General features: G+C 72.9%; 27 protein-coding genes. 13 read left to right on the forward strand and 14 right to left on the reverse strand.

Features of this window, described 5'->3' with window-relative positions:
* Window positions 1–138 precede the first annotated feature (138 nt).
* A complete protein-coding gene (locus tag CLT75_RS27940; RefSeq protein WP_486485287.1) occupies window positions 139–1,224 on the reverse strand; it encodes a glycoside hydrolase family protein in 1,086 nt (361 codons plus the stop codon).
* Window positions 1,225–1,452: 228 nt separating this feature from the next.
* Between CLT75_RS27940 and CLT75_RS27945 the strand changes: the two genes are divergently transcribed.
* Together CLT75_RS27945 and CLT75_RS27950 are read left to right on the forward strand one after the other, a co-directional pair.
* A complete protein-coding gene (locus CLT75_RS27945; RefSeq protein WP_013283848.1) occupies window positions 1,453–2,229 on the forward strand; it encodes an HAD-IIB family hydrolase in 777 nt (258 codons plus the stop codon).
* Between the two features lie 120 nt (window positions 2,230–2,349).
* Entirely contained in the window at window positions 2,350–4,149 is a 1,800-nt protein-coding gene (locus CLT75_RS27950; RefSeq protein WP_135243164.1) for an adenylyl cyclase, read from the forward strand.
* Between the two features lie 48 nt (window positions 4,150–4,197).
* Here the strand turns inward: CLT75_RS27950 and CLT75_RS27955 are convergent, their stop codons facing one another.
* A complete protein-coding gene (locus CLT75_RS27955; protein WP_013283850.1) occupies window positions 4,198–4,788 on the reverse strand; it encodes an ATP-dependent Clp protease proteolytic subunit in 591 nt (196 codons plus the stop codon).
* Between the two features lie 125 nt (window positions 4,789–4,913).
* The gene (locus CLT75_RS27960) at window positions 4,914–5,555 is read right to left on the reverse strand and encodes a helix-turn-helix domain-containing protein (protein WP_135243165.1); all 642 of its coding nucleotides are present in this window, start codon (window positions 5,553–5,555) and stop codon (window positions 4,914–4,916) included.
* A 154-nt stretch (window positions 5,556–5,709) separates the two neighbouring features.
* On the opposite strand from CLT75_RS27960, the gene CLT75_RS27965 reads away from it, so the two are divergent.
* Window positions 5,710–6,723 (forward strand): potassium channel family protein, encoded by a 1,014-nt coding sequence (locus CLT75_RS27965; RefSeq protein ID WP_135243166.1) that lies wholly within the window; start codon window positions 5,710–5,712, stop codon window positions 6,721–6,723.
* 24 nt (window positions 6,724–6,747) lie between these two features.
* Here CLT75_RS27965 and CLT75_RS27970 read toward each other — a convergent pair whose 3' ends face one another.
* Window positions 6,748–7,230 (reverse strand): MarR family winged helix-turn-helix transcriptional regulator, encoded by a 483-nt coding sequence (locus CLT75_RS27970; protein ID WP_174361689.1) that lies wholly within the window; start codon window positions 7,228–7,230, stop codon window positions 6,748–6,750.
* A gap of 83 nt (window positions 7,231–7,313) precedes the next feature.
* Here CLT75_RS27970 and CLT75_RS27975 point away from each other — a divergent pair, with 83 nt between their 5' ends.
* Window positions 7,314–7,961 (forward strand): NAD(P)H-dependent oxidoreductase, encoded by a 648-nt coding sequence (locus CLT75_RS27975; protein ID WP_135243167.1) that lies wholly within the window; start codon window positions 7,314–7,316, stop codon window positions 7,959–7,961.
* A gap of 79 nt (window positions 7,962–8,040) precedes the next feature.
* Here CLT75_RS27975 and CLT75_RS27980 read toward each other — a convergent pair whose 3' ends face one another.
* The 3 genes from CLT75_RS27980 to CLT75_RS27990 form a co-directional block, all read right to left on the reverse strand.
* Window positions 8,041–9,075 (reverse strand): 2-oxoacid:ferredoxin oxidoreductase subunit beta, encoded by a 1,035-nt coding sequence (locus CLT75_RS27980; RefSeq protein WP_135243168.1) that lies wholly within the window; start codon window positions 9,073–9,075, stop codon window positions 8,041–8,043.
* Complete coding sequence (locus tag CLT75_RS27985; RefSeq protein ID WP_135243169.1) at window positions 9,068–10,915, reverse strand: 2-oxoacid:acceptor oxidoreductase subunit alpha; 1,848 nt, start codon at window positions 10,913–10,915, stop codon at window positions 9,068–9,070. The genes CLT75_RS27980 and CLT75_RS27985 overlap by 8 nt, the downstream gene beginning before the upstream one ends.
* Window positions 10,916–11,111: 196 nt before the next feature.
* Window positions 11,112–12,524, reverse strand: coding sequence for a hypothetical protein (locus CLT75_RS27990; RefSeq protein ID WP_167796856.1), 1,413 nt, complete (start codon window positions 12,522–12,524; stop codon window positions 11,112–11,114).
* A gap of 125 nt (window positions 12,525–12,649) precedes the next feature.
* Between CLT75_RS27990 and CLT75_RS28000 the strand changes: the two genes are divergently transcribed.
* Window positions 12,650–13,027 carry an NADH-quinone oxidoreductase subunit A gene (locus CLT75_RS28000; protein ID WP_030273665.1) on the forward strand — a complete coding sequence of 126 codons (378 nt, stop codon included), beginning with the start codon at window positions 12,650–12,652 and terminating at the stop codon, window positions 13,025–13,027.
* A gap of 17 nt (window positions 13,028–13,044) precedes the next feature.
* Here the strand turns inward: CLT75_RS28000 and folP are convergent, their stop codons facing one another.
* Window positions 13,045–13,914 (reverse strand): dihydropteroate synthase, encoded by an 870-nt coding sequence (gene folP, locus CLT75_RS28005; RefSeq protein WP_135243172.1) that lies wholly within the window; start codon window positions 13,912–13,914, stop codon window positions 13,045–13,047.
* 152 nt (window positions 13,915–14,066) lie between these two features.
* Between folP and CLT75_RS28010 the strand changes: the two genes are divergently transcribed.
* The 4 genes from CLT75_RS28010 to CLT75_RS28025 are packed head-to-tail and all read left to right on the forward strand — an operon-like array spanning window position 14,067 to window position 16,486.
* On the forward strand, window positions 14,067–14,708 hold the full coding sequence (locus tag CLT75_RS28010) for a DivIVA domain-containing protein (RefSeq protein ID WP_135243173.1): 642 nt from the start codon (window positions 14,067–14,069) through the stop codon (window positions 14,706–14,708).
* Window positions 14,705–15,205 carry an SRPBCC family protein gene (locus CLT75_RS28015; protein WP_135243174.1) on the forward strand — a complete coding sequence of 167 codons (501 nt, stop codon included), beginning with the start codon at window positions 14,705–14,707 and terminating at the stop codon, window positions 15,203–15,205. Before CLT75_RS28010 ends, CLT75_RS28015 begins: the two co-directional genes overlap by 4 nt.
* A gap of 36 nt (window positions 15,206–15,241) precedes the next feature.
* On the forward strand, window positions 15,242–15,826 hold the full coding sequence (locus CLT75_RS28020; RefSeq protein ID WP_135243175.1) for a DNA-3-methyladenine glycosylase I: 585 nt from the start codon (window positions 15,242–15,244) through the stop codon (window positions 15,824–15,826).
* A 36-nt stretch (window positions 15,827–15,862) separates the two neighbouring features.
* On the forward strand, window positions 15,863–16,486 hold the full coding sequence (locus tag CLT75_RS28025; RefSeq protein WP_135243176.1) for a hypothetical protein: 624 nt from the start codon (window positions 15,863–15,865) through the stop codon (window positions 16,484–16,486).
* 22 nt (window positions 16,487–16,508) lie between these two features.
* On the opposite strand, the gene CLT75_RS28030 is transcribed toward CLT75_RS28025, so the two are convergent.
* Together CLT75_RS28030 and CLT75_RS28035 are read right to left on the reverse strand one after the other, a co-directional pair.
* Complete coding sequence (locus tag CLT75_RS28030) at window positions 16,509–17,300, reverse strand: enoyl-CoA hydratase-related protein (RefSeq protein ID WP_135243177.1); 792 nt, start codon at window positions 17,298–17,300, stop codon at window positions 16,509–16,511.
* 3 nt (window positions 17,301–17,303) lie between these two features.
* Window positions 17,304–18,122 carry a PaaX family transcriptional regulator gene (locus tag CLT75_RS28035; RefSeq protein WP_135243178.1) on the reverse strand — a complete coding sequence of 273 codons (819 nt, stop codon included), beginning with the start codon at window positions 18,120–18,122 and terminating at the stop codon, window positions 17,304–17,306.
* 190 nt (window positions 18,123–18,312) lie between these two features.
* Here CLT75_RS28035 and CLT75_RS28040 point away from each other — a divergent pair, with 190 nt between their 5' ends.
* On the forward strand, window positions 18,313–18,480 hold the full coding sequence (locus CLT75_RS28040) for a DUF3117 domain-containing protein (RefSeq protein ID WP_013283866.1): 168 nt from the start codon (window positions 18,313–18,315) through the stop codon (window positions 18,478–18,480).
* A 145-nt stretch (window positions 18,481–18,625) separates the two neighbouring features.
* On the forward strand, window positions 18,626–20,125 hold the full coding sequence (locus CLT75_RS28045) for a M17 family metallopeptidase (protein ID WP_135243179.1): 1,500 nt from the start codon (window positions 18,626–18,628) through the stop codon (window positions 20,123–20,125).
* Between the two features lie 9 nt (window positions 20,126–20,134).
* Here the strand turns inward: CLT75_RS28045 and CLT75_RS28050 are convergent, their stop codons facing one another.
* Window positions 20,135–20,785, reverse strand: a complete 651-nt coding sequence (locus CLT75_RS28050) for an O-methyltransferase (RefSeq protein WP_082171245.1) — start codon at window positions 20,783–20,785, stop codon at window positions 20,135–20,137.
* 212 nt (window positions 20,786–20,997) lie between these two features.
* Between CLT75_RS28050 and CLT75_RS28055 the strand changes: the two genes are divergently transcribed.
* Together CLT75_RS28055 and CLT75_RS28060 are read left to right on the forward strand one after the other, a co-directional pair.
* Window positions 20,998–22,302: a trypsin-like peptidase domain-containing protein gene (locus tag CLT75_RS28055; protein WP_209310398.1), complete on the forward strand. Its 1,305-nt coding sequence runs from the start codon at window positions 20,998–21,000 to the stop codon at window positions 22,300–22,302.
* Between the two features lie 72 nt (window positions 22,303–22,374).
* Window positions 22,375–22,791 carry a twin-arginine translocase TatA/TatE family subunit gene (locus CLT75_RS28060; RefSeq protein WP_135243181.1) on the forward strand — a complete coding sequence of 139 codons (417 nt, stop codon included), beginning with the start codon at window positions 22,375–22,377 and terminating at the stop codon, window positions 22,789–22,791.
* Window positions 22,792–22,968: 177 nt separating this feature from the next.
* On the opposite strand, the gene CLT75_RS28065 is transcribed toward CLT75_RS28060, so the two are convergent.
* The 3 genes from CLT75_RS28065 to CLT75_RS28075 form a co-directional block, all read right to left on the reverse strand.
* The gene (locus CLT75_RS28065) at window positions 22,969–24,117 is read right to left on the reverse strand and encodes an Mrp/NBP35 family ATP-binding protein (protein WP_135243182.1); all 1,149 of its coding nucleotides are present in this window, start codon (window positions 24,115–24,117) and stop codon (window positions 22,969–22,971) included.
* A gap of 72 nt (window positions 24,118–24,189) precedes the next feature.
* Window positions 24,190–24,798: a DUF1003 domain-containing protein gene (locus CLT75_RS28070; RefSeq protein ID WP_135243183.1), complete on the reverse strand. Its 609-nt coding sequence runs from the start codon at window positions 24,796–24,798 to the stop codon at window positions 24,190–24,192.
* Window positions 24,791–26,077: a magnesium transporter MgtE N-terminal domain-containing protein gene (locus tag CLT75_RS28075; protein ID WP_135243184.1), complete on the reverse strand. Its 1,287-nt coding sequence runs from the start codon at window positions 26,075–26,077 to the stop codon at window positions 24,791–24,793. Before CLT75_RS28075 ends, CLT75_RS28070 begins: the two co-directional genes overlap by 8 nt.
* Window positions 26,078–26,108: the final 31 nt, after the last annotated feature.

The raw sequence follows: 26,108 nt of genomic DNA on the forward strand, positions 1-26,108 counted from the left end.
TTTCGGTGCCATCTCTTGCCAAATGCAATTTTCCGTGAAGCAGTTCAACCCAGCGTGACCACGCAAAAGCACATGGTGAGTAGTCGTGTCGTCAGGCGCGCCAGGCCGCGGGTCCGGGCCTGACCCCCGGCGTGCCGGCTACGAGACGAGGAAACCGGTGGAGGGGCGGGTCAGGACGCCGGTCATCGGGAAGCGGGTGGAGCCGTTCCACCAGTGCCACACCACGCGCTCGCTTCCGTCGGCGGCGGCGAAGACGTCCATCCCGCCGGGGCCCTGGTGGTTGCCGGGCAGGCCGCTGATCGGGTTGAGTCCGGCGCTGCCGGTGTAGCCGAAGAAGGGCCGGGACACGCCTTCGCGGATGGGAGTGCACCGGGAGCCGGACAGGGGACTGGCGCCGCAGCGGGCGATGCCTGTGGCGTAGCGGGCGCTGTCCCAGTTGTTGCCCGAGTACATGAGGTACCAGTCGCCGTCGGCGGCCTTCCACATCGACGGGTTCTCCACCACGTGCGTACCGCCGCTGGTCTTGGCGGTGTCCCAGGTGATGTCGGTGCTCTTGAGCATGTCCCGGCGGGTGTCCCAGATCGCGCGGCCCTCGCCGTCGGTGCGGACGGTGGAGATGCCGGTCTCGGCGCCGGAGGCGATGGCGTCGTCCCGGTAGGTGACGTACAGGTTCCCGCCGGCCACGAACGGGTTCGCGTCGAGTGCCCAGCGGCCGGCGTCCGGGCAGGCCCACTCGCCCTGGTTCTGGAACGGACCGCGGGCGCTGTCGGAGACGGCCCGGCCGATGCACTTCTGGCCGGAGCCCTTGCGGGAGGCGGTGTAGAACATGAAGAACCGGCCGTCGAAGCGGGCGACGCCCGGTGCCCAGATCGCGCCGCCGGGTTCGGCCCAGGCGCCCGGGCCGGACGGCAGCGCGTCGTGCGAGGCGCAGTCGGCCATGCCGACGCTGTTGCTGGAGCCGTGGACCAGGACTGGTACGTACAGCCTGCCGATCGCGCCACATCGCGCGCCGGTCCCGGCGCCGACTGTGGTGCCGTAGGTGACGTAGGAGCCGTCCTTCGCCAGCAGGGTGTCCGGGTCGGCCAGCGGGAACGTGGACGAGCTCGCCAGCGTGGACATGTCGTCGGCGGGCGCGGCGGCGACCGGCGCGATCGTCACCGTGGTGGCTACCAGGGCGGTCGCGGCGAGGGTGACGAGCCCTCCGCGCGTTCGAAGGAATCTCACCGGCACACCTCCATCGATGAAAGTAATTATCAAGCGAACGCTATCGACGGTCGACGATCCCGTCAACGGGGGAGCGCTGACGCCGGGAGCGGGAAGCGGGGCCGCCCGGAGACCCGCCGGGTTACGCTCCGTCGAGGGGACGTGTCACCCGCCGGGCCCTCAGGCCGGTGCCAGGACCCGTCGGTACCCTGGCAGGTCCTGGCCTGTCCGCGACGACATGAGGTATTCGTGAACGATCTTCGAGTGGTGGCGTTCGATCTCGACGACACCCTGGCGATTTCCAAGTCCCAGATCGATCGTCGGATGGCGGAGTTGCTCGGCCACCTGCTCACCGAGGTGGACGTGCTGGTCATCTCCGGTGGCCGGTTCGAGCAGTTCCAGTCGCAGGTGCTCGCCCACCTCGACCTCACCGAGGAGCAGCGTGACCGGCTGCACCTGATGCCGACCTGCGGCACCCGCTACTACCGCTGGTCCGACGGGGACTGGCGGCAGGTCTACGCGGAGGATCTGACCGAGGCCGACAAGGCCCGTGTGGTCGCCGCGCTCACCGAGTCGGCGCAGGCGCTGGGCCTGTGGGAGGCGAAGACCTGGGGCGACATCATCGAGGACCGTGGTAGCCAGATCACGTTCTCGGCGCTGGGGCAGTCCGCGCCGCCGGCCGAGAAGTACGGCTGGGACCCGGACGGCGACAAGAAGCGCCGGCTGCGGGACGCGGTCGCGGCGAAGCTGCCCGACCTGGAGGTGCGTGGCGGCGGCTCGACCTCGATCGACGTCACCCGCAAGGGCGTGGACAAGGCGTATGGCATGCGGAAGCTGCTGGAACACCTGGACCTCAAGATCGACAACGTGCTCTTCGTGGGTGACCGCCTGGACGTGGGCGGCAACGACTACCCGGTCAAGGCGATGGGCATCCGCTGCGTCGCTGTCACCCGCTGGGAGGAGACGGCCGACTACGTCGAGAAGCTCGTCGACGACCTGGTGAAGCAGCGCGCCGAGCGCGCCTGAGCACAGCCCGACCCAGAGCCCGCCGGTTCCGGAACCGGCGGGCTCTGGCGGTATCGACGGTGATGAGGTAGGAACAGCCGGGAGAGCGCTCTCCCGTCCCATCACCGAACAGGCAGGCAGATGCGATCACCCGACCCCTCCCGCCGCCGTTTCCTCACGCTCACCGCCTCCGCGGCCTCGCTCACCGCCCTCGGCCTCCCGGCCGGCGCCGCCGCCGCGTCCCCGGCCGCATCGCCGGCCGCGCGACCCGCCCGCGAGCCCGACTTCGGCCCGAACGTCTTCGTGTACGACCCCAGCACGCCGGTCGAGGAGATCCAGTCCACGCTGGACCGGCTGTTCACCGCCCAGGAACGCAACGAGATGGGCTTCGACAGGTACGCCGTGCTGTTCAAGCCCGGCCGCTACGAGGTGGACGCTCGGCTCGGCTACTACACGACTGTCGCCGGTCTCGGCGCCCACCCGGACGACGTGGAGATCCATGGCGCGGTCCGGGTGGTCGGGCAGCCGGATCCGAACTCGCCCGCCGGCATCTCCGCGCTCACCAACTTCTGGCGTTCGGCGGAGAACCTCGCTGTCACCCCGACGGACTGGTCGAACCAATGGGCCGTCTCGCAGGCGTCACCGATGCGGCGGGTGCACGTCAAGGGCGTGCTGTGGCTGGAACCCGGCAACGGCGGCTACTCCAGCGGCGGCTACATCGCCGACTCCAAGGTGGACGGCATCACCATCAACGGTTCCCAGCAGCAGTGGCTCACCCGCGACAGCGAACTCGGCGGCGAGTGGACGAACGGCGTGTGGAACCAGGTCTTCTCCGGCGTGATCGGCGCACCCGCGCAGGGTTTCCCCGACCCGCCGTACACCACGCTGCCGACCAGCCCGGTCACCCGGGAGAAGCCGTACCTGTTCGTCGACGCCAAGGGCGCCTGGCGGGTCGCCGTACCGCGCCTGCGCCACGACACCGCCGGCACCACCTGGGCCACCGGTGGCGCGCCGGTGCCGTCGCTGCCGCTGTCCGCGTTCTACCTGGCCCGGCCCACCGACTCGGCCAAGCGCATCAACGCCGAACTGGCCCGGGGCCGGCACCTGCTGCTCACCCCCGGCGTCTACCACCTGGACCGGGCCCTGCGGGTACGCCGACCGGACACCGTCGTGCTCGGCCTCGGCATGCCGAGCCTGGTGCCGGACCGCGGGGACGCGGCGCTGCGGATCGAGGACGTGGACGGGGTCCGCATCGCCGGGGTGCTCGTGGACGCCGGGCCGGTCGAGTCGCCGGTGCTGGTCGAGGTCGGCACGCGGCACTGCCACCGGTCGCACGCCACGAACCCGATCTCGCTCCAGGACGTCTTCTTCCGCATCGGCGGCCCTTACGCCGGGCGGGCGGTGACCAGCCTGGTGGTGCACAGCCGGCACACGCTCATCGACAACATCTGGGCCTGGCGCGGCGACCACGGCCGGGCCGGCACCATCGGCTGGACCGTGAACACCGCCGCCACCGGCGTGATCGTCAACGGCGACGACGTGACCGCCTACGGGCTGTTCGTCGAGCACTACCAGCGCTGGCAGACGATCTGGAACGGCGAGCGCGGCCGGACCGTGTTCTACCAGAGCGAGCTGCCCTACGACCCGCCGAGCCAGGCGGCCTGGCGCAGCCCGACCGGCAACGGCTGGGCCTCGTACAAGGTGGCCGACCACGTCCGCACGCACGAGGCGTGGGGACTGGGCGTGTACTCGTACTTCAACCAGGGCGTCGACATCCGATGCGACCGGGCGATCGAGGCGCCGCGCCGGGCCGGGGTGCGGTTCCACGACGCGATCACCGTGTTCCTGGACGGCAGCGGCGGCATCGAGCGCACGATCAACGAGATCGGCACCCCTGTCGTCGGCTCGTACGGCACCAGCCCGGTGATCAGCTACCCCTGACCGCGAGGCGCGGCCCGGCCGGTGCGGGACCGGCCGGGCCGCGCCCGCTCACGCCGCGAGCTGGTCGACGCGGGTGAGTACCTGGTCGACGAGGCCGTACTCGCGGGCCTGCTCGGCGGTGAACCAGCGGTCGCGGTCCCAGTCGCGCTGGATCTCCTCCAGCGTGCGCCCGCTGTGCTGGGCGATCAGCTCCTGCATGGTGCGCTTCACGTGCAGCATGTTCTCGGCCTGGATGGTGATGTCCGCGGCGGTGCCGCCCATCCCGCCGGAGGGCTGGTGCATCATGATCCGCGAGTGCGGCAGCGCGAACCGTTTGCCCGCCGCCCCGGCGCAGAGCAGGAACTGCCCCATCGAGCCGGCCATCCCGAGTGCCAGCGTCGCCACGTCGTTCTTGACGTACCGCATGGTGTCGTAGACGGCCATGCCGGCGCTGACCGAGCCGCCCGGCGAGTTGATGTAGAGGAAGATGTCGCGCTCCGCGTCCTCGGCCGCGAGGAGCAGGATCTGCGCGCAGATCTGGTTGGCCGACGCGTCGGTGACCTCGGTGCCGAGGAAGATGATCCGCTCCTTCAGCAGCCGTTCGAAGACCCGGTCGCCGAACGCCGGCTGCCCCTCGTCGAGCATCCAGATGCCACCCATCGCCGCCCACCTCCGTACGCCGGTGGGCGGGGGACCGCCCGGGAACCCGGCGGTCTCCAGCGTCCGCCGGGCGCACCCGTGCGGCCCAGGCTTTCTGCCGGCGGCAGATTCGCCCTGGGCAGAAGCTACGCGGCGACCGGCCGCCGCCGGCCGGCGCGGGCTCGCCGCCGGGCGACAGTGACGGAGGTACGCGGACGGGGGCGGACGGCCGGGGCGGAGGGAGCCGGCCAGATCCGGATGCCGCCGGCGAACCCGATCGGCGTGGCGGCGTCGAGGGGCGCACCGAGCGGTGCCGGCACCAGGCCGAAGGGCCGCAGCGCGCCGCCGAGCAGCGGCGTGGCGGTGACCGGGCGGCGGGCGACGTGCGGCCGGAGCGAGACGGCGGGCCGGCGGGTCACGGGCGGGCGGGGCGACACGGCCGGGCGGCGCGTGACGGACAGCCGGGGCGGGCCGACCCGCAGCTGTGGCCCGGTGCGGGCGGTCGGCACCCGGTCGAAGCGGGCCGCCGAGATCCCGGGGCCGACCGGGGTCGGACGCTCCCGGCGCAGCTCGTCGCGGGCCTCTTCGAGCAGGTCGGCGAGGTGGATGCCGAGCGCGCGGCAGATCGCGGCCAGCACCTCGGAGGATGCCTCCTTGCGGCCGCGTTCGACCTCGGAGAGATAGGGCAGGGAGACGCCGGCGGCCTGGGCCACCTCGCGCAGCGTGCGGCCCTGGCGCAGGCGGATGCGCCGGAGCACCCCGCCGATCACGCGTCGCAGCAACGACATGCCGGCCTCCTCGCGGTCGCCGTCCCGACATCCCCATCATGCCCTGTCCACATCGCCGGCAGCGGCCCCGGCGGGTTCCGATCGTCACCCGGCGGGCCGGATCCCCGCGTACCCGTTATCTTGTGGGCGTGCAGGTGGCGGAGCAGGACCGACGGTGATCCATTTTCCCGCGCAACGGCGGGGGCCGCTGAGCGCGCTGAGTCTGCGCCTGCTCGCCGCCCTCGGCCTGGTCTTCGCCACGGTCTTCGTGGTCTGGCTGGACCGCGACGGCTACCGCGACGTGGACGAGAGCGGCCTGACCCTGCTCGACTGCTTCTACTACGTGGTGGTCTCGCTCTCCACCACCGGGTACGGCGACATCACCCCGGTCAGTTCGTCGGCGCGGCTGGCGAACGTCCTGTTCATCACCCCCGCCCGGGTGCTGTTCCTGATCATCCTGGTCGGCACCACCCTGGAAGTCCTGACCGAGCAGTACCGCACCGGCCGTCGCCTGTCGCGGTGGAGGAGAACCGTGAAGGACCACGTCATCATCTGCGGCTACGGCACCAAGGGCCGCAGCGCGGTCTCCGCCCTGCTGGAGAACGGCACGGACAAGTCCAAGATCGTGGTGGTCGAGCGGAGCGGGCCGGCGCTGCGGCAGGCCACCTCCAACGGGCTGGTGACTATCGAGGGCTCGGCGACCCGATCGTCGGTGCTGGAGCAGGCGCACGTGCGTACCGCGAAGTCGGTCATCATCGCGACCGACAGCGACGACGCCTCGGTGCTGGTGGCGCTCACGGTCCGGCAGCTCACCGCCGGTCAGGTACGCATCATCGCGGCGGTCCGGGAGGCGGAGAACGCGCCGCTGCTCAAGCAGAGCGGGGCGCACCACGTGATCGTCTCGTCGGCCACGGCCGGGCGGCTGCTCGGCCTGTCGACCTCGGCCCCGCCCCTGATCGACGTGGTGGAGGACCTGCTCACCCCGGGTCAGGGCATGGCGCTGGCCATGCGGTCGGCCGAGCGCAGCGAGGTGGGCCGTTCGCCGCGCGAGCTGGAGGCGCTGGTCATCGCGCTGGTCCGCCGGGGCAAGGTGGTCACACTCAACGACCGTGCCGCCTCGGTGATCGAGACCGGCGACATGCTCGTCCACGTCCGGGACGACCGGCCGCAGGCCACCACCGCGATCTGACCCGGCCCTGCTGAGCGCCCGCGGTCAGCAGGCGCCCGGGCCGCCCTCCGCGATCACTTCGCCGCAGGTCGACGACCGGCCCTGGGTGGCCCGTCGCAGCAGGTCGTAGAGCAGGTCCCGCTCGCCCGGCGCCAGCGCGCCGAGGACTTCCTCCTCCGCCCCGGCGAGCGCGCACTCCGCCTCGCGCAGCCGCTTCGTGCCCGCCTCGGTGAGGCGTACCTCGTGCCGGCGGCGGTCCTCCGGGGAGCGGCGGCGCTCGGCCAGGCCGTCCGCCTCCAGGTCGTTGAGCAGCCCGACCACGTTCGTGCTGTCGATCTGGAGCGTGCCGGCGAGCGCCTGCTGGCTGATTCCGCCGGCGTCGCGCAGCACGGTGAGCGCCACCAGGTGGCGGGGGCGCAGGCCCAGCGGGGCGAGTACCGACTCCGAGCGCAGCCGCATCCGCCGGGCCAGGTGGTCGAGCAGGGGCCCGGAGCGGCGCTCGGACTCCTCGACCGGTGCGGCGGACATGTGACCCAGTTTACGCGGCCCAGGGAACATCGACCTGCTATAAATAGTTGGTCCTACACGAACGATCGATGGAGGAGGAAGAAATGGCTCACCTGTTGCACATCGACTCGAGCATCACCGGGGAGCGGTCGGTCAGCCGGCGGCTCACCGCGCGCGCCGCCGCCGCCTGGCGCGCCGCCCACCCGGACGGCACCGTCACCTACCGCGACCTGGGTCAGAACCCGCTGCCGCACCTGAACACCGATAGCGGCCTCGCGCGCATGGTGCCGCCGGATCAGCACACCCCCGAGCAGCAGGCGTCCTGGCGGCTGACCGAGGAGGTGGTGGCCGAGGTGAAGCAGGCCGACACCGTCCTGCTCGGGCTCCCGCTCTACAACTACGGCCCGCCCAGCAGCGTGAAGTCCTGGGTCGACCACCTGATCGCCCCCGGCATCGCGTACGACCCGGTCACGAACGCCGGGCTGCTCGGCGGCCGCCAGTTCGTCGTCCTGGTCAGCCGCGGCGGCGGCTACGGCCCGGGCACCCCGCGGGAGGGCTGGGACCACGCCGAGCCGTGGCTGCCGCACGGCCTGTCCCTGACCGGCCTGGAGCCGCGGTTCATCTGCGCCGAGCTGACCCTGGCCCCGGTCAACCCGGCGATGGCCGAGCTGATCCCGCTGTTCGAGCAGAGCCTCGCCGCGGCCGAGCGGGCCGTCGACGAGCTGTGGGTGCCCGCCTCGGCGGCCGCCTGACCGGGCTGTCACACACGCGAAGGGCGGGCCGTTCCGCGGGGGAACGGCCCGCCCTTCGGCGTGACGTGTCAGCGACGGATCAGAGGATGGTCCAGGTGTCGCCGCTGCCGAGCAGCGCGGCGAGCTGCTGCTCCGGGGTCTTGTCGACGGTGGCCTTGGCGGCCGCGACCTGCTCCTGCACCACGCTGTCGTAGGAGGGGCGGCCGACCGATCGGAACACCCCGATCGGGGTGTTGCTCAGGTCCAGGCCGGGCAGACGCGACAGCGCGAACGCGTACGCCGGGTCGGCCACGCCCGCGTCGTGCACCACGATCTCCTCGGCCGGCGTGTTCGCGGTCTCCCGGACCTCCAGCCCGAAGCCACCGGGCGGGTGGACGACGCAGAACTGCCCGTCCTTGCCGAACGTGATCGGCTGCCCGTGCTCCAGCCGGATCAGGAAGTCGTCCCGGGTGGCCGGCTCCTTCAGCGGGTCGAACGCGCCGTCGTTGAAGATGTTGCAGTTCTGGTAGATCTCCACGAACGCCGAACCCTCGTGCTGGGCGGCGGCCCGCAGCACCGACTGGAGGTGCTTGCGGTCCGAGTCGATCGTCCGGGCCACGAACGTGGCCTCGGCGCCGAGCGCCAGTGACAGCGGGTTGAACGGGGCGTCCGCCGAGCCGACAGGCGTCGACTTGGTGATCTTGCCGACCTCGGAGGTGGGCGAGTACTGGCCCTTGGTGAGCCCGTAGATCCGGTTGTTGAACAGCAGGATCTTGAGGTTCACGTTGCGGCGCAGCGCGTGGATCAGGTGGTTGCCGCCGATGGAGAGCGCGTCCCCGTCACCGGTGACCACCCAGACCGACAGGTCCGGCCGGGACACCGACAGGCCGGTGGCGATCGCCGGGGCACGGCCGTGGATCGAATGCATGCCGTACGTGTTCATGTAGTACGGGAAGCGCGACGAGCAGCCGATGCCCGAGACGAAGACGATGTTCTCCCGGGGGATGTTCAGCTCCGGCATGAAGCCCTGCACGGCCGCCAGGATGGCGTAGTCGCCGCAACCGGGGCACCAGCGCACCTCCTGGTCGGACTTGAAGTCCTTGGCGGTGAGCTTCAGGGCGACGGGCTCAGACATTCTTCAGGACCTCTTCCAGCATCGTCTCCAGCTCGGCGGCGGTGAACGGCAGGCCGCGGACCTGGTTGTAGCCGATCGCGTCGACCAGGTACTTCGCCCGGACCACGTGGGCGAGCTGGCCGAGGTTCATCTCCGGCACGACCACCTTGTCGTAGCGGCTCAGCACCTCGCCGAGGTTCGCCGGCATCGGGGCCAGGTGCCGCAGGTGGGCCTGGGCCACCGAGAGCCCGCGCTGGCGCAGGCCACGGCAGGCGGCGCCGATCGGCCCGTACGTCGAGCCCCAGCCCAGCACCAGCACCCGGGCGTCGCCGTCCGGGTCCTCCACCTCGACGTCCGGCACCGGGATGGTCTCGATGCGGGCCGCCCGGGTCCGCACCATGAAGTCGTGGTTCGCCGGGTCGTACGAGATGTCGCCGGTCTTGTCGGCCTTCTCCAGACCGCCGATCCGGTGCTCCAGACCGGCCGTGCCGGGCACCGCCCACGGGCGGGCCAGCGTCTGCGGATCCCGCAGGTACGGCAGGAACGTGGTGCCGTCCTCGCCGTTGGGCTTCGTGGCGAACTCGACCCGCAGGTCGGGCAGCGACTCGACGTCGGGCAGCAGCCACGGCTCGGAGCCGTTGGCGACGTAGTTGTCCGACAGCAGGATCACCGGGGTGCGGTAGGTCAGCGCGATCCGGGCCGCCTCCAGCGCCGCGTGGAAGCAGTCCGACGGCGACTTCGGCGCGATCACCGCAACGGGTGCCTCGCCGTGCCGGCCGTACAGGGCCATGTTCAGGTCGGCCTGCTCGGTCTTGGTGGGCATGCCGGTGGACGGACCGGCCCGCTGCACGTCGACGATGACCAGCGGCAGCTCCAGCGCCACCGCCAGGGAGATCGTCTCGCTCTTGAGCGCCACGCCCGGACCGCTCGTGGTGGTCACGCCGAGCGAGCCGCCGTACGACGCGCCGAGCGCCGCACCGACCGCGGCGATCTCGTCCTCGGCCTGCATGGTGACCACGCCGAACTTCTTGTGCTTGCTCAGCTCGTGCAGGATGTCCGAGGCCGGCGTGATCGGGTACGCGCCGAGGAACACCGGCAGCCCGGAGCGCACGCCTGCGGCCACCAGGCCCAGCGACAGCGCCGCGTTGCCGGTGATGTTCCGGTAGGTGCCCGGCAGCATCTTGGCCGGCTTGACCTCGTACCGGACGGAGAAGTCCTCGGTGGTCTCGCCGAAGTTCCAGCCGGCCCGGAACGCTGCCACGTTCGCCGCCACCAGCTCGGGGCGGGCCGCGAACTTGCGCTCCAGGAAGCGCAGCGTGGACTCGTACGGGCGGGAGTACATCCAGCTCAGCAGCCCGAGCGCGAACATGTTCTTGGCCCGCTCGGCGTCCTTCTTGGACACGTCGTGCTCGGCCAGCGCGCCGATCGTCATCGAGGTGAGCGCCACCGGGTGCACCGCGTACCCGGCGAGCGAGTCGTCGTCGAGCGGGCTGGCCGCGTAGCCGACCTTGGCCAGGTTGCGCCGGGTGAACTCGTCGGTGTTGACGATGATGTCGGCTCCGCGCGGCAGGTCGGCCAGGTTGGCCTTCAGCGCGGCCGGGTTCATCGCCACCAGCACGTTCGGCGCGTCACCCGGGGTCAGGATGTCGTAGTCGGCGAAGTGCACCTGGAAGCTCGACACGCCGGGCAGGGTCCCGGCGGGAGCACGGATCTCGGCGGGGAAGTTGGGCAACGTGGAGATGTCGTTGCCCAGTTGCGCCGTCTCCGAGGTGAACCGGTCGCCGGTGAGCTGCATGCCGTCGCCGGAGTCACCGGCGAACCGGATGACCACCCGGTCCAGTTGACGGATCTGCTTGGTCACACCCGCACCTCGCTTAACTGAGCGCCGTCGCCCTCGCCGGCCCGGCCCGCTCCGATTCTCACGTCAGAGCCTACGTCGCCACGTTAGGGCCACCTTGGTCGAGGTCCGACGTATGGGACTGGATCGGGCCGCTGTATGCCCTGCTTTGCAGCGTTTAGTACCTGGGCCCGTAACCCAGATCACCACATATCCATGATCACCGGTCGGTGATCGGACGCTCCGGGACGGTGATGTCGCTGCGGCGGCGCAGCGAACGGGTCGCCAGCGTCAGCGCGAGCACGACCAGGAGACCGGACACGGCGATGAGCGCGATGGCGGTCCCCCGGACCGAGGTGTCGCCGCGGTCCCGTTCGCCGGCCGCGACGAGCACGCCCTGCGAACCGGTCGGAGCCGGCGCCCCGCCGGGCGGGACGGCGTCCGCCGCCGCGGCACTGATCCGGAAACTCATCTGCACCTGCCGGTCCCGTCCGCTACGCGGATCCAGCCGGCCGATCACCGCGCCGGACAGCGGCGCCCGCCGCTGCGCCTCCGCCGAGGCGGCGAGCGTCAGCCGTACGGTGGCGGTCCGCCCGGCCGCCAGCGCGCCCAGCTCGCAGCGGGTCCGGTCGGCCGACACCGGGGCGCAGCCGCTCTCGGTGCCGGCCACTGTCACCCCCTCGGGCAGGAGCACCTCGATCCGGCCCGCGGCGTCGACCTTGCCGGTGTTGCCCAGCCGGACGGTGAGCGTGCTGGGGGCGCCGCTGATGTCGAACAGCACCTCCTCGGCGCGCAGCGAGATGCCGGGCACCGGCGGCCCGGGCGGGAACAGCACCGCGAAGCCCTCGTCGTCGTACGCCGCGCCGGTCACCCCGGGCGCGACGGCGGTGACCTGGACCGATCCGGCCAGCGGCATGGTCCGCCAGGCGTCGCCGTCGACCCGGACCCGGATGGTCGCGCTGAACCGGGCACCCGGCTCGGCGTCCCACCCGACGCAGCGGTGGTTGCCGTCGCCGGCCGGCTCGCAACCCGGGGTGCCCGCGTCGGTCAGCCCCGGCGGCAGCGTGTAGCCGAGGCTGATCCGCTCCGCCCGTCCGCCCGTGTTGGCCACCGTCACCCGCAGCGTGGCCACCGTGGCGTCGGCGTTCCAATAAGCCGGCGGGAGGACCACGTCCTCGGTGCTCACGCGTACCCCCAGGGGCCCGCCGGCCGGCTGCGCCGGCGGTGGCGGCGGGGTCTTGACCGGCGGCGCGACCGGTGGGGGTGCCGGTGCCGTGGTGGCCGGCGCGGCGGTGGTCGGCGCCGGTTCGGCGGGCGCGCTCGTCGGCGGCGGGGCCGGCGAGGTGGTGACCGGCGCCGGAGGCGTGGTCGGAGGCGGCGGTGGCTCGGTGGGCGGCGGGGCCGTCGCCGTGGCCGTGGGCTCGCCGGTGGGCGCGGGCTCGGTCGGCTCGCCGCCGGGGTCGCCACCCGGCTCGACGGGCTCGATCACCCGGAGCGCGGCGGCCGGTCCCGGATGGGCGACGGCCCCGGCCGGCGCCACCGCCACCAGCGCCGCGACGAGCGCGGGCGCCAGGAGCGCGAGGGTACGGCGGAGCGCGACCCGCCGAACGGGCGCAACGCGGGGGCGGGCCATCTGTCCTCCGGGACGATCAACGGGATCCCATTATTCGGTGATACTTGCCATCAAGCACTAGTCCTGCGAGGAAACGAATTCGTAACGTGTCCGGGACATCTGGACGGGACCGGTACGCTCCGGTCGTGACCGGATATCTCGGCTCGTACGCCACGCTCGGTCTGCTGCTGCTCGCCGCCGTGCTCTTCTTCGTGACGGCGTTCTCGGCGAACCGGGTGTTACGTCCGAGCCGTCCGGCCGAGCCGTGGGGCAAGCGGGCCTCGTACGAGTGCGGTCTCGACCCGGTCGGCGGCGACTGGGCCCAGATGCAGATCCGCTACTACGTCTACGCGTATCTCTACGTGCTCTTCGCGGTCGAGGCGGTGTTCCTGTTCCCGTGGGCGCTGGTCTTCGACCGGCCCGGCTTCGGCGCCACCACAGTCGTGGAGATGGGCGTCTTCGTGGCGATCGTCGCGCTCGGCATCCTCTACGCCTGGCGGCGCGGCGTCCTGCGCTGGACCTGACGCGCCGGACCGGCCCGTCAGGCCAGCCCGCGGCGAGTCACAGCCGGTGGCCGGTCGCCCCGGATCGACGCCACCATGTCCAGCACCCGGCGAGTCTCGCGGACCTGGTGGGCGCGGAACACCCGGGCGCCGAGCCAGGCCGAGACCGCCGTGGCGGCGAGCGTGCCCTCCAGCCGCTCGGGCACCGGCAGGTCGAGCGTCTCGCCGATGAAGTCCTTGTTCGACAGGGCCACCAGCAGCGGCCAGCCGGTGTCGGTCAGCTCCGCCAGCCGCCTGGTGATCTCCAGCGAGTGCCGGGTGTTCTTGCCGAAGTCGTGCGCCGGGTCGATCAGGATGCCGTCCCGGCGCACACCCAGCCCGGCCGCGCGTTCGGCCAGCCCGGTCACTGTGCCGACCACGTCGGCCACCACGTCGTCGAAGGCGGCCCGGTGCGGCCGGGTACGCGGGGCGAGCCCGCCCGCGTGCGAGCAGACCAGCCCGGCGCCGGTCGCCGCGGCGACCCGGGCCAGTGCCGGGTCCGCCCCCGACCAGGTGTCGTTTAGCAGGTCCGCGCCGGCCGCTACCGCCTCCACCGCCACCTCGGCCCGCCAGGTGTCGATGGAGATGACCACGTCCGGGAAGGCGGACCGGACCGCCGCGATGGTGTCCACCGTCCGCCGGATCTCCTCGGCCACGTCCACCTCGTCGCCCGGCCCGGCCTTCACCCCGCCGATGTCGATGATCTCCGCGCCCTCGTCCACCGCGCGGTCCACCGCGCGCAGCGCGCTGTCCTGGGCGAAGGTGGCGCCCCGGTCGAAGAACGAGTCCGGCGTGCGGTTGACGATCGCCATCACCACCAGCTCACCGGGGGTGAACGTCCGTCCGCCCAGCCGCAACGCCCCGGTCATGCCCGCCTCCTCGCCGCCGGACCGCACCGGCCGGTCCGACGCTATCCGGTCCCGCCCGCGCCGCCCGTGCCGGTCCCGTGCGCCCGACGCATTTACCGACCGGACGTCCCGGAGGGCTCGCCCGATCCCGGCCCGCATGCCACGATCTGTGCATGGGTGAGGTTCTGCTCCTCTTGGTCGTCGCGCTGACCGTCGCGGCTGTGGTGTTCGGTGTGACGGTGCTGGTCTCCGGCAAGGATCCGGGCCTCACACCGGCCGAGCCGGACGGGCGGGCCGTGCCCCTGCCCGGCAGCCGTCCGCTCGACGAGTCAGACGTGTCCGACGTCCGCTTCGACACGGCGCTGCGCGGCTACCGGATGAGCCAGGTCGACGCGGCACTGCGCCGGGCGGCGTACGACATCGGCTACAAGACCGAGCTGATCGGCGTCCTGGAGGCGGAGAACGCGGCCCTGCGGGACGGGCGTACCGAGGACGCCGACGCGCTGCGCCGGGCGCGCGAGGAGGCCGCAGCGACCCGCCCCGAGACCGAGCCGGCGCCCGACCCGTCCACCCCCGAGCCGGTGGTGATCGACCTGTCCGCGCCGGAGCAGCCGGGCCGGGCCGACACCGACCGGCAGCCGGGCCGGACCGACGCCGACGCGCAGCCGGGACGCGCCCCGGCCGAGGCGGGCGTGGCGGAGGCCCCCGCCGCGGCGGCGACCGAGGACACCGTCTCCCCGGCGAACGGGATCGCGGCCGGGCCGGCCGACGACGACCGGGAGCGCGGTTCGGTGGTCCGCTCGGAGTCGGCGTGACCGGCGCCGAGCGGCCGGCCGACGACTTCACCGAGGCGTCCCGCCGGGGCGCCGCCGAGGTCACCGCCACGGTGATCGTCGAGGCGCCGGCCGACCGGGTGTTCGCCGCGCTCACCGCGTGGGAGCGGCAGTCGGACTGGATCCCGCTGACCCGGGTGCGGGTGGTCGAGGGCGACGGCGGCGAGGGCAGCCTGGTCGAGGCGGTCACCGCGCTCGGCCCGGCCGTGCTCCGCGACGAGATGCGTGTGGTCCGGGTCGACGCGCCGTACGAGGTCGGCGTGGTGCACTGCGGCAAGCTGCTGCGCGGCCCCGGCGTGCTGCGCTGCACCCCGATGGACCGCGACCGCACGCAGGTGGTCTGGCACGAGTGGTTCCACCTGCCGGGCGGGACGGCCGGCCGGGTGGCGTGGCCGGTGCTCTGGCCCGGCTCGAAGTTCAGCCTCACCCAGGCGCTGAAGAAGTTCGCCCGGCTGGTCGAGCAGGGCCGCCTGCCCTGATCGGGGTTGTCGGTGGGCTGACCTACCGTGGACGCCGTGACTGACCTGGTGACCGGCGCGGACGGGCTGCCGCGCTGCGCGTGGGGGGCGAGCACCCCCGACTACGCCGTCTACCACGACGAGGAGTGGGGCCGGCCGCTGCGCGGCGACGACGCGCTCTACGAGCGGCTCACGCTGGAGGCGTTCCAGTCCGGCCTGTCCTGGCTGACCATCCTGCGCAAACGGCAGGCGTTCCGGGACGCCTTCGCCGGCTTCCGGATCGAGTCGGTGGCCCGCTACGGCGACGCCGACGTGACCCGGTTGATGGCCGACGCCGGCATCGTCCGCAACCGGGCCAAGATCGAGGCGGCGATCGCCAACGCCCGGGCCGCGTCGGAGCTGCCCGAGGGCCTGTCCGCGCTGCTCTGGTCGTTCGCGCCCCCGCCCCGGGCCGCGCGTCCCCGGTCCTTCGCCGAGGTGCCGGCCACCAGCCCGGAGTCCGTCGCGATGGCCAAGGCGCTCAAGAAGCGGGGCTTCCGGTTCGTCGGCCCCACGACCGCCTACGCGCTGATGCAGGCCACCGGCATGGTCGACGACCACCTGGCCGACTGCCACGTGAGCGGTGACCGGGCCGGGGTGTGACGGAGCGCGCCACCTCCGGCGTGATGGGATTGGGGCATGACCGACACCGAGCCGCGTACGAGCGGGACGACAGACGGTGCGACCACTACCGGCGCCTGGGCGGTGCTGTTGCCCGCCGAGCGCTTCGAGGCCGAGCGGCTGGTACACCACGACCTGCTGGAGCTGACCGGGCTGTCCGAGGCGGCCCGCCCCCGGCCCGGCGACCGGGTGGCTGTGCTGGTCGACGAGCCGCTGCGGCTGGTCGCGCTCGGCCGGGTCGCGCCCGCGTCGTCCGAGACCGCTGAGGACCCGGACGATCCGCAGTCCGACGCGGTGGCCGGGCCGCTCGTGGTCGCGTACACCCGGCGGGTGCTCGACGAGCCGGTGCCAGTCGACGGCCCGGCGCCGGACGGCCCGGTCGTGGCTCTCGACCCGGCCCGCTGGCGGTCGCTGGCCGACCGGCTCGGCCCGCCGCCCGCCCGCAGCACCTGGCTGGTCAGCCTGGACCTGCCGATCGAGGCCGCGTCGCGCGCCGAGGCGGTCCGGATCTTCTGGTCCTACGTGCAGGAGCTGGGCCCACGGGAGCTGCCGGCGTTCGTCTCGCCGTACGGCGACGAGCTGGCCATGCAGGCGTTCGTGCTCGGCGTCGAGGCCAACCAGGATCCGGAGGAGGACGACTGACCTCCGGGCCCGACCGGCGCGGTCAGCGTCCCTCGAAGACCGGCTTCTGCTTGGCGACGAACGCCGTCGTGGCGGCCCGGTGGTCGGCGGTGGCGCCGCAGATCGCCTGCGCCTGCGCCTCGGCGGCCAGCGCGTCGGCGAGCGTGCCCGCGTCGGCGATGGAGAGCTGGCGCTTGATCGCCCCGTACGCCACGGTCGGGCCGGCGGCCAGCCGGGCGGCCAGTTCCTGCGCGGTGGGGAGCACCTGCTCGTCGTCGTCCACCAGCTTGGTCAGCAGGCCCAGCCGGCAGGCCTCGTCGGCGCCGACCGGCTCGGCGAGCATCAGCAGCTCGACGGCCTTGGCGTGACCGACCAGGCGGGGCAGCGTCCAGGAGGCGCCGGTGTCGGCGGCGAGGCCCACGCCGGCGAACGCCATCAGGAACCGGGTCTTCGGGCCGCCGATGCGGAAGTCGGCCAGGAACGCCAGCGAGGCGCCCGCCCCGGCGGCCATCCCGCGTACCGCGGCGACCACCGGCTTGGGCAGGTTGGCCAGCCGGGCGGCGATCGGGTTGTAGTGCGCCCGCACCGTGCCCAGCGGGTCGGCGTCCGAGGTCTCCAGCGTCCGCACGTGCTCGCGCAGGTCCTGCCCGGCGCTGAACGAGCCGCCCGCGCCCGCGAGCACGACCGCCCGGCAGGACCGGTCGGTCTCCAGCTCGGCCAGCGTGTCCCGGAGCGCCTCCTTGAGCGCCACGTCGAGCGAGTTCATCGCCGTCGGGCGGTTCAGCGTCAGGGTGACGACGGCGTCGGTGCGGTCGACGAGCAGCGGCTCGGTCACGTTCTAACGACCCTTCTGTCGGGCGAGGCGGTTGCCGGCGTCGAGGCACTGCTCCACGTACCGGTCGGCGGCCGGCCGGAGCCGGGCCGCGTGCCGGTCGAAGAAACTGGCCGCGCTGGTGCCCGGCCAGCGCTCGGGCAGCAGTGCCGGGGGCAGTTGCGGATCCCGGAACAGGAACGTACGCCATGCGTGCACGAGCCGGAACCGGGCCGCGTACGCGTCCTCGTCACTGCTGCGCACCGTGACGCCGGAGAGCAGCGGCTTCTGCTCGGCGACGAAGCGCTCGTACGCCCGCCCGATCTCGGTCAGGTCCCACGCGCGGCGGACCACGCCCATCGCGCCGGGGGTGCCGGCCGCGTGCGCGGCGGTGAACCGCTCGTAGCGCACGCCCGCCTCGTCGAGCAGCAGGTCGACGTCCTCACCCGGGCGGGTGGCCACCCAGGTGCAGTCGTCGAGCGTGCCGTAGCCGAGGAAGGCGAGGTTCGCGGCGAGCCGCTGCCGGTCCCGGCGGGAGGAGGGCGCGGTGAGCACCAGGAGATCGAACCGCCCGTCCCAGCTGTGCCGCCCGGTCCGGTAGATCCGGGACGCCGCCTCGTCGAGTCGACGAGCCGCCTTCGGGGTGATCGAATATCCCGGTCCGGACGCGAGCCGGAGGGGTTCCAGCCAGCCCTGGCGAACCATCCGGGAGACCGCGGTGCGTACCGCCGGTGGGGCGATCCCGAGCGGGGCGAGCAGCTTGACCAGGGCGGCGACCGGTGCGCGGCCACCCCGGGCCCGGAGGTGGTCGCCGTACAGGTCGAAGAGTGCCGACCGTGCCTGCATGACCGCACATTGTGACAGGCCTATCCAAGATAAGCTAGATGCTGTTACATCAATGCTGCTTCGGTTTGGGTCCGGCGGTGTTCATCAGGGAAAATCGTTGGTCGAGCCTTCCGCGATGGTTGCGGATGGCGATGGCGAAGTGGCTGTGGGGCAACTCACCGACCCTGGTGTAGGTCTGAGGGGAGACAACATGGCGGCGATGAAGCCGCGGACGGGCGACGGTCCGCTGGAAGTCACCAAGGAGGGCCGGGGCATCGTCATGCGAGTCCCGCTGGAGGGTGGTGGCCGGCTCGTCGTCGAGATGACTCCCGACGAGGCCACCGCGCTCGGTGACGCGCTGAAGGCGGCCGCGGGCTGATTCGAGGAGTGTCCCGCACGGCGTCCGCCGTGCGGGCGGTTCGTCCTACCCTGAGCCACCGGCGTGCCCGGTGGCTCAGGGTCTTTCCTCGGCGGGCGCGTGGTGAAATGTGCCTGTTCAACCCATTTCGGAGGTACGGTCCAGCGTGCTGGTCATTCGTCTGGTGAGTGGGCCCGCGGGGCCCGACGCTCTCGTCCTGCCCGTCCGTCCCGGAGGGCCGGACTCCCCGGACTCCCTGATCTCGCCGGACTCCACGGCCTCGCTCGAACCCGGACTGGTCCCGACCGCCGTGCCGATCGGCGACGACGTCCGGGCCGAGGCCGCCGCCGTACTCCCCGCCGCCCGGCTCACCGGCGCGGCCGGTGAGGTACGCGAGCACCTGCGCCCCGGTGGCTCCCCGGCACGGCTGTGGCTGCTCGGTGTCGGCGACGGCGGCGAGCGCGACTGGCGTACCGCAGGAGCGGCGCTGGCCCGCGCGGCGAAGGATGAGACGCAGATCACCATCGCGCTTCCCGCCGACGCGACGACGGCGCTGCGTGGCCTCGCCGAGGGGCTGCTGCTCGGCTCGTACCGCTTCCGCCTCACCGAGGCCGGCAAGCGGCCCGCCCTGGCTGAGGTGTCGGTGCTCGTCGACGACCCGGACGCGCTCGCCGGCACGCTCGACGCCGCCCGGGCCACCGCCGAGACGACCCGGCTCGCCCGGGACCTGACGAACATGCCCTCGTCCACCAAGAACCCGGAGTGGTTCGCCGCCCAGGTGGCCGAGGCCGCGTCCGGGCGCCCCGGCCTGCACCTGCGGGTACGCGGCCCGGAGGAGCTGGCGGCCGAGGGCTTCGGCGGTCTGCTGGCCGTCGGCGGCGGCTCCGCGAGCGGCCCGCGCCTGGTGGAGCTGGACTGGCGGCCCGACGGCGCGCGGACCCACGTGGTGCTCGTCGGCAAGGGCATCACGTTCGACACCGGCGGCATCTCGATCAAGCCGGTGCCGGCCATGAAGCTCATGCGTAAGGACATGGCCGGCGCCGCCGCGGTGATCGCCGCGACGCTCGGCGCCGCCGACCTGGGCCTGCCGGTCCGGGTCACCACGCTCGCCCCGCTCGCCGAGAACTCGGTCAGCGGCTCGGCGTTCCGCCCCGGCGACGTGATCCGGCACTACGGCGGACTGACCAGCGAGAGCACCAACTCCGACGCCGAGGGCCGGCTGGTGCTCGCCGACGCGCTGGCGTACGCGGTCCGCGAGCTGAAGCCCGACCTGCTGATCGACCTGGCGACGCTGACCGGCGCGAACGCCGTGGCCCTGGGCAAGCGGCACGCCGCGCTCTACAGCGAGAACGACGCGCTCGCGACCGGCCTGCTCGACGCGATCACCGCGGCCGGCGAGCGGGCCTGGCGGATGCCGCTCGCCGACGACTACGTGGAATACCTGGCCAGCGACATCGCCGACCTGCACAGCTCCCCGGCGCAGGGCGCTGGCTCGGTGGTCGCCGCGCTGTTCCTGCGGGAGTTCACCGGCGACCTGCGGGACCGGTGGGCGCACCTGGACATGTCCGCGCCGTCGTGGTCCGACGACACGCACGGCGAGCTGGTCAAGGGCGCCACCGGCTGGGGTGTGCGCGGGCTGCTGCGCTGGCTGGCGACGCTGGGCTGACCCGCCTCGTCAGGCCTTCACCGCGGCGAGCAGGCCGTGGCCGACCGGCAGCAGCGCGGGCACCCAGTGCTCCGACTCGCGGATCGCCTTGATGGTCTCCCGCACGGTGACCGTCTCGGCGTCCCGCGCGGCCGGGTCGCCGATCCGGCCGGCCGCCAGCGCGCCGTTGAGCGCGAGCACCCCGCCGGGGCGCAGCAGCCGCAGCGCCGCGTCCACGTACGCGGCGAAGCCGGTCGCCACCGCGTCCACGAAGACCAGGTCATAGGCGCCGTCCGCGAGCCGCGGCAGCACGTCGAGGGCCCGGCCGGTGATGATCCGGGTACGCCCCGACGGAAAGCCCGCCTCCTGGAACAGCCGTCGGGCGATGCGCTGGTATTCGACCTCGACGTCGATCGTGGTGAGCACACCGTCGGGGCGCATGCCGCGCAGCAGCCACACGCCGCTCACCCCGGTGCCGGTGCCGATCTCCACCACCGCCCGGGCGTTGCCGGCGGCGGCGAGCAGCCGCAGCGCGGCACCCGACCCGGGCGTGACCGCCTCCACCCCCACCTCGTGGGCGAGGGCGCGGGCCGTGCGCAGCACGAGATCCTCGGTGACGAAAGACTCGGCGAAGTGGAGCGCCTGGGCCGTCGAACTGCCGTGACCGGCGACCGTGGCGATGGGACACCTCCGAGGGGCGGACTGGTGCGAGGGGCGGTATGCACTGTGAGCGTAGAGGCGGGCCGGTAGCGGCGCAGCCGCGAGGCCGCGGTGGAGTGCTCACGGAGGGCAACCCCTGACCCCGTTCGCGTCATCCGTGTAATCCTGGATGGGTCCCGCGCGTCACTGTCGTCCGGCTCCGCCGGCCGCCGGCGCGGGGCCAGCGGGACGGAGTGGGAGGCACCGACGTGACCGACGGCTGGGACTGGCGGCGGCCCGGCGGATCGCCGGTGCCGGGTGGGCCGGCGTCCGGACGACCGCCGCAGGACGCGTCGGGTCGGACGGCGTCGCCGTGGTGGTCCGACGCGCTGGCCGACCCGTGGCGGGACCCGTACGCGCCCGCCGCCGTGGTGATCCCGGCGGCCCCGGCACCGGGGGCGGGGGAGCCGGAACCGGTCACCGACCCGGACCTGCCGGCCCGGCCGGGGATGCGCCAGGTGGTGCTGATCTCCCTGGTCACGGCCCTGCTGGCCGGTTCGCTGGGCAGCGCCCTGACGTACGCCTTCCTGCGCGGCGGTGACGTGCCGACGATCGGCGCGCAGTCCGGCCAGGCCCCGGCGCTGGCCCAGCGCAAGCCCGAGTCGCTGGCCGGGGTGGCCGAGCGGGTCCTGCCCAGCGTGGTCACGATCCGGGTGGTCAGCCTCGGCGGCACCAGCGAGGGCTCCGGCTTCGTGGTGACCAGCGAGGGCCACATCGTCACCAACGATCACGTGGTCGCCGACGGCCCCGGCAAGGCCACCGTCGTGTTCAACGACGGCAGCACCGCCGCCGGCACCGTGGTCGGGCAGGATCCGGAGTCGGACCTCGCCGTGATCAAGGTCTCGCGCAGCGGGCTGACCCCGGTGCAGTTCGGTGACTCCGACGCGCTCGCCGTCGGTGATCCGGTGCTCGCCATCGGGTCGCCGTTGTCGCTCGCCAACACCGTCACCGCGGGCATCGTGAGCGCGCTGGACCGGACCATGCAGGCCGGCGAGCCGGGCGGGCCGACCCGCTACTACGCGGCGATCCAGACCGACGCCGCCGTCAACCACGGCAACTCGGGCGGTCCGCTGGTGGACGGCGCCGGGCGGGTGGTCGGCGTGAACTCGACGATCAAGTCGCTGGTGGCCGACGGGCAGGAGGCGGGCAACATCGGCCTCGCCTTCGCCATCCCGATCAACCAGGCGAAGCGGATCACCGAGGACATCATCGGCACCGGCAAGGCCCGGCGTACGGTGATCGGCGCCCAGGTGGGCGGCACCGGCGCCACCGGCGGCGGGGTACGCCTCAACGCGGTCGAGCCGGCCGGCCCGGCGGCGGCGGCCGGACTGCGTACCGGGGACGTGGTGCTCCGGCTGGATGGCCATCCGATGACCGATCCGACCGACCTGGTGGCCCTGGTGCGCAAGTACGCGCCCGGTTCCGTGGTGACAGTCGAGTACCGGCGCGGGTCGGCGCGGCAGAACGCGTCGGTGACGCTCGCCGCGGATGCGAAGTGAGGACCCGTCACCCCCTCCCCGATGGTCACCTGACGTGCGTAGTCTGGCCCTGACACGGACGAGGAGGCCGCGGTGTTCGAGAACCTGAACTGGTGGGAGATCGGCGTCCTGCTGCTCCTGGCGCTGTTGATCTTCGGCGATCGGCTGCCCAACGTGATCAGCGACGGCCTCCGGATGGTCCGCAACCTGCGCAACATGGCGCGCAACGCGACCGGTGACCTGAGCCGCGAGCTGGGTACGGACATCCAGCTGGAGGATCTGCACCCCAAGGCGTTCATCCGCAAGCACCTGCTCAGCGAGGACGACGAACAGGCGATCCGCAAGCCGCTGCAGAGCATGTACGACAACCTGCGCTCGGACGTCACAGGCGTGCACGACGAGCTGAAGGACGTCGCCAAGGCCGCCGACCTGCGTACTCCGAGGGTGGCGACCAGCACCCCCACCCCCGCGCCGCCGGCCCCCCGCCCGTCCTACGACGACGCCACCTGACCGCCCAGCCCTCCCGCCGATCGCGCCGTCGATCATGAAGTTGACGGCGCGACACGCTGCTCCGGCGACCGTCAACCTCATGATCGACCCCGGGAACGGGGCCGGCCCGGGGAATGGGACCGCCCCCTCCTGCGCGCGGCGGGAAGGGGCGGTGGGGAGCGGTGGGAGCGGAGGTGGCTAGCGGCCGGCCGGCTTGAGGCCCAGGGGCTTGCCGAGCAGCGACTCGCGGCGCACGGCCAGGCGGTCGGCGACCTCGAACAGGGCCTTCGCGGCCGGGGCGTCCGGCTGTGCCAGCACGATCGGCTGACCGGCGTCGCCGCCCTCGCGGACCCGGGTGTCCAGCGGGATCTGCCCCAGCACCGGCACCTGCGCGCCGATCGTGCGGGTCAGCGACTCGGCCACCGCCGCGCCGCCACCGGCCCCGAAGACCTCCATCCGGGAGCCGTCCGGCATCTCCAGCCAGGACATGTTCTCGATCACGCCGACCACCCGCTGGTGGGTCTGCAGCGAGATCGCACCCGCCCGCTCGGCCACCTCGGCGGCGGCCGCCTGCGGCGTGGTGACGACAAGGATCTCCGCGTTCGGCAGCAACTGGGCCACCGAGATCGCGATGTCGCCGGTGCCCGGCGGCAGGTCGAGCAGCAGGACGTCCAGGTCACCCCAGTAGACGTCGGCGAGGAACTGCTGAAGCGCCCGGTGCAGCATCGGCCCGCGCCAGACCACTGCGGCGTTGCCGGGGGTGAACATGCCGATCGAGATGACCTTCACGCCGTGCGACTGCGGCGGCATGATCATGTCCTCGACGCGGGTCGGCGCGCCGTCGGCGCCGAGCATCCGGGGCACCGAGTGGCCGTAGATGTCCGCGTCCACCACGCCCACCGACAGGCCCCGCGAGGCCAGCGCGGCGGCCAGGTTGACGGTGACGCTGGACTTGCCGACACCGCCCTTGCCGCTGGCGACCGCGTAGACGCGGGTCCGCGAGCCGGGCTGGGCGAACGGGATCACCGGCTCGGCGGTGGCGCCGCCACCGCGCAGCTTCGACTGCAGCTCCTGGCGCTGCTCCGGGCTCATCACCCCGAAGATGATCTCGACGCCGCTCACGCCTGGCACGGCGCCCACGGCGGCGGTGATGTCATTGCGCAGCTTGTCCTTCAGCGGGCAGCCGGCCACGGTGAGCAGCAGCTCCACCCGGACCACGCCGTCCTCGCCGCGCTCGGCGGACTGGACCATGCCGAGTTCGGTGATCGGCCGGCGGATCTCCGGGTCGTTGACGGTGGCCAGGGCGGCCTGGATCGCGTCGGAGACGGTGCTGACGGGTGCTGACATGCCCGCAATGCTACGTCGCGGGTCATCGGCCACCGCCGCTGGCGGGGGCGGTGTGAGCGATTCGATGACCGCTCAGCCCTCGTAGCGGCCGCCTCGGGCGTAGTCGCCGTCCAGCTCGTCCCGGGGCTCGTCCAGCCGCTCGCCGCCGGCCGGCCGCCGGGCCTCCCGCTCCTGCTGCCGCCGCTCCAGCTTGCGCCGCCGCTCGGCCGCCTCGTCCAGCTCCTCACCGAGCCGGCTCAGCTCCGACCGGAGGAAGTCCCGGGTCGCCACCTCACCCATCGCGATCCGCAACGCGGCGATCTCCCGGGCCAGGTACTCCGTGTCCGCCTTCTGCATTGTCGCCCGCCGCCGGTCCTCCTCCATCGCGATCCGGTCCCGGTCCGCCTGCCGGTTCTGCGCGAGCAGGATCAACGGCGCCGCGTACGACGCCTGGAGCGAGAGGATCAAGGTCAGGAACGTGAAGGTGTACGGGTCGAAGCGCAGATTCGCCGGGGCCAGCGTGTTCCACAGGAACCAGGCCACCAGGATCAGCGTCATGTAGACGAGGAAGTTCGCCGTACCCATGCCCCGGGCGATGCCCTCGGCCCAGCGGCCGAACGTCTCCGCGTCGACGCGGGGCAGTTGCAGGCTCCGCGGGGCGCGCGGCTGGTCGAGCCGGTCGCCGCGTCGCTGATCACTCATCGTCGCCGTCCAGGGTGCCGTCGTCGGTGGCGGACGAGGTGGAGGCCGCGTCCCGGTCCCGCCAGTCCCGCGGCAGGGAGTGGTCCAGTACGTCGTCCACGGTCACCGCGCCGACGAGCCGGTTGTTCCGGTCCACCACCGGCATGCCGACCATGTCGTAGGTGGCCATCCGGCGGGTGATCTCGGGCAGCGGCGTCGACGTCCGCAGCGGGTCGATGTCGTTGACCACGATGCCGCCGAGCAGATCCGCCGGAGGCTCGCGGAGCAGCCGCTGGAAGTGCACCATACCCAGGTAGCGGCCGGTCGGTGTGGTCAGTGGGGCGCGGGCCACGAAGACCTGGGCGGCCACCGTGGGGGACAGCTGCGCCTCGCGGATCCGGGCCAGCGCCTCGGCCACCGTGGCGTCCGGCGGCAGGATCACCGGCTCCGAGGTCATCACGCTGCCGGCGGTGCCGGACGCGTACCGCAGGAGCTGGCGTACCGGGTCGGCCTCGTCCGGCTCCATCAGGTCGAGCAGCACGTCCTGTTCCGGCGGGGGCAGCTCGTTGAGCAGGTCGGCGGCGTCGTCCGGCTCCATCTCCTCCAGCACGTCGGCGGCGCGTTGCCGGTCCAGTGCGGCCAGGATCTCCACCTGGTCGCGCTCGGGCAGCTCGCCCAGTACATCGGCCAGGCGTTCGTCGTCGAGTGCGGCGGCCACCTCGTTGCGCCGTGCGTCGGGCAGATCCTGGAGGGCGTTCGCCAGGTCGGCCGGGCGCATGTCCTCCAGGACGGCGAGCAGGTTCGCCGTACCCCGGTTGTCGCCGACCGCGCCCAGCCCGCGGACCCGGTCCCAGTCGACCTGGTGGAGGTGGCCGCGGCGGGTGAGCCGCCCGGTGTGCTCGCGGACGGCGACGCGGCTCAGCGCCCACTCGCCGCCGCGGCTGCACTCCATCGCCACGTCCACCACCGAGCCGGCCTGCCCGCTGTCGAGCTGGACCCGGCGGTCCAGCAGCTCCTGGAGCACCAGCAGCTCGTTCGGGCGCTTCTCGAAGCGGCGCAGGTTGAGCGTGCCGCTGCCGAGCACCACCGCGTCCGTGTCGATGGAGGTGATCCGGTTGATGGACAGGAAGATGCGCCGCCGCATCGGCATCTCGGCGACCAGACCGACCACCTCCGGCGGTCGCTGGGTCGCCCGCATCCGGGCCACCGCGTCGCGGACGCGGCCGACCTGGTCGCCGTTCGGGTCGAAAACGGCGACTCCGGCGAGTCGAGCGAGGTAGACCCGGTTCGGCGTGCTCACGGCCACCAGCCTAAGGGCCTAGTCTCTAACA

It is taken from the genome of Micromonospora sp. CNZ285 (genome assembly GCF_004637285.1).

Coding starts and splice junctions, on each gene's coding strand:
- CLT75_RS27955 (WP_013283850.1), bottom strand. CDS start 4,788: ATGGGTGGCATCTGGATGCTCGACGAGGGGCAGCCGGCGTTCGGCGAC.
- CLT75_RS27960 (WP_135243165.1), bottom strand. CDS start 5,555: ATGTCGTTGCTGCGACGCGTGATCGGCGGGGTGCTCCGGCGCATCCGC.
- CLT75_RS27990 (WP_167796856.1), bottom strand. CDS start 12,524: ATGGCCCGCCCCCGCGTTGCGCCCGTTCGGCGGGTCGCGCTCCGCCGT.
- CLT75_RS27970 (WP_174361689.1), bottom strand. CDS start 7,230: ATGTCCGCCGCACCGGTCGAGGAGTCCGAGCGCCGCTCCGGGCCCCTG.
- CLT75_RS27980 (WP_135243168.1), bottom strand. CDS start 9,075: ATGTCTGAGCCCGTCGCCCTGAAGCTCACCGCCAAGGACTTCAAGTCC.
- CLT75_RS28035 (WP_135243178.1), bottom strand. CDS start 18,122: ATGCAGGCACGGTCGGCACTCTTCGACCTGTACGGCGACCACCTCCGG.
- CLT75_RS27950 (WP_135243164.1), top strand. CDS start 2,350: ATGCGATCACCCGACCCCTCCCGCCGCCGTTTCCTCACGCTCACCGCC.
- CLT75_RS28040 (WP_013283866.1), top strand. CDS start 18,313: ATGGCGGCGATGAAGCCGCGGACGGGCGACGGTCCGCTGGAAGTCACC.
- CLT75_RS28070 (WP_135243183.1), bottom strand. CDS start 24,798: ATGAGTGATCAGCGACGCGGCGACCGGCTCGACCAGCCGCGCGCCCCG.
- CLT75_RS28025 (WP_135243176.1), top strand. CDS start 15,863: ATGACCGACACCGAGCCGCGTACGAGCGGGACGACAGACGGTGCGACC.
- CLT75_RS27975 (WP_135243167.1), top strand. CDS start 7,314: ATGGCTCACCTGTTGCACATCGACTCGAGCATCACCGGGGAGCGGTCG.
- CLT75_RS28065 (WP_135243182.1), bottom strand. CDS start 24,117: ATGTCAGCACCCGTCAGCACCGTCTCCGACGCGATCCAGGCCGCCCTG.
- folP (WP_135243172.1), bottom strand. CDS start 13,914: ATGACCGGGGCGTTGCGGCTGGGCGGACGGACGTTCACCCCCGGTGAG.
- CLT75_RS28010 (WP_135243173.1), top strand. CDS start 14,067: ATGGGTGAGGTTCTGCTCCTCTTGGTCGTCGCGCTGACCGTCGCGGCT.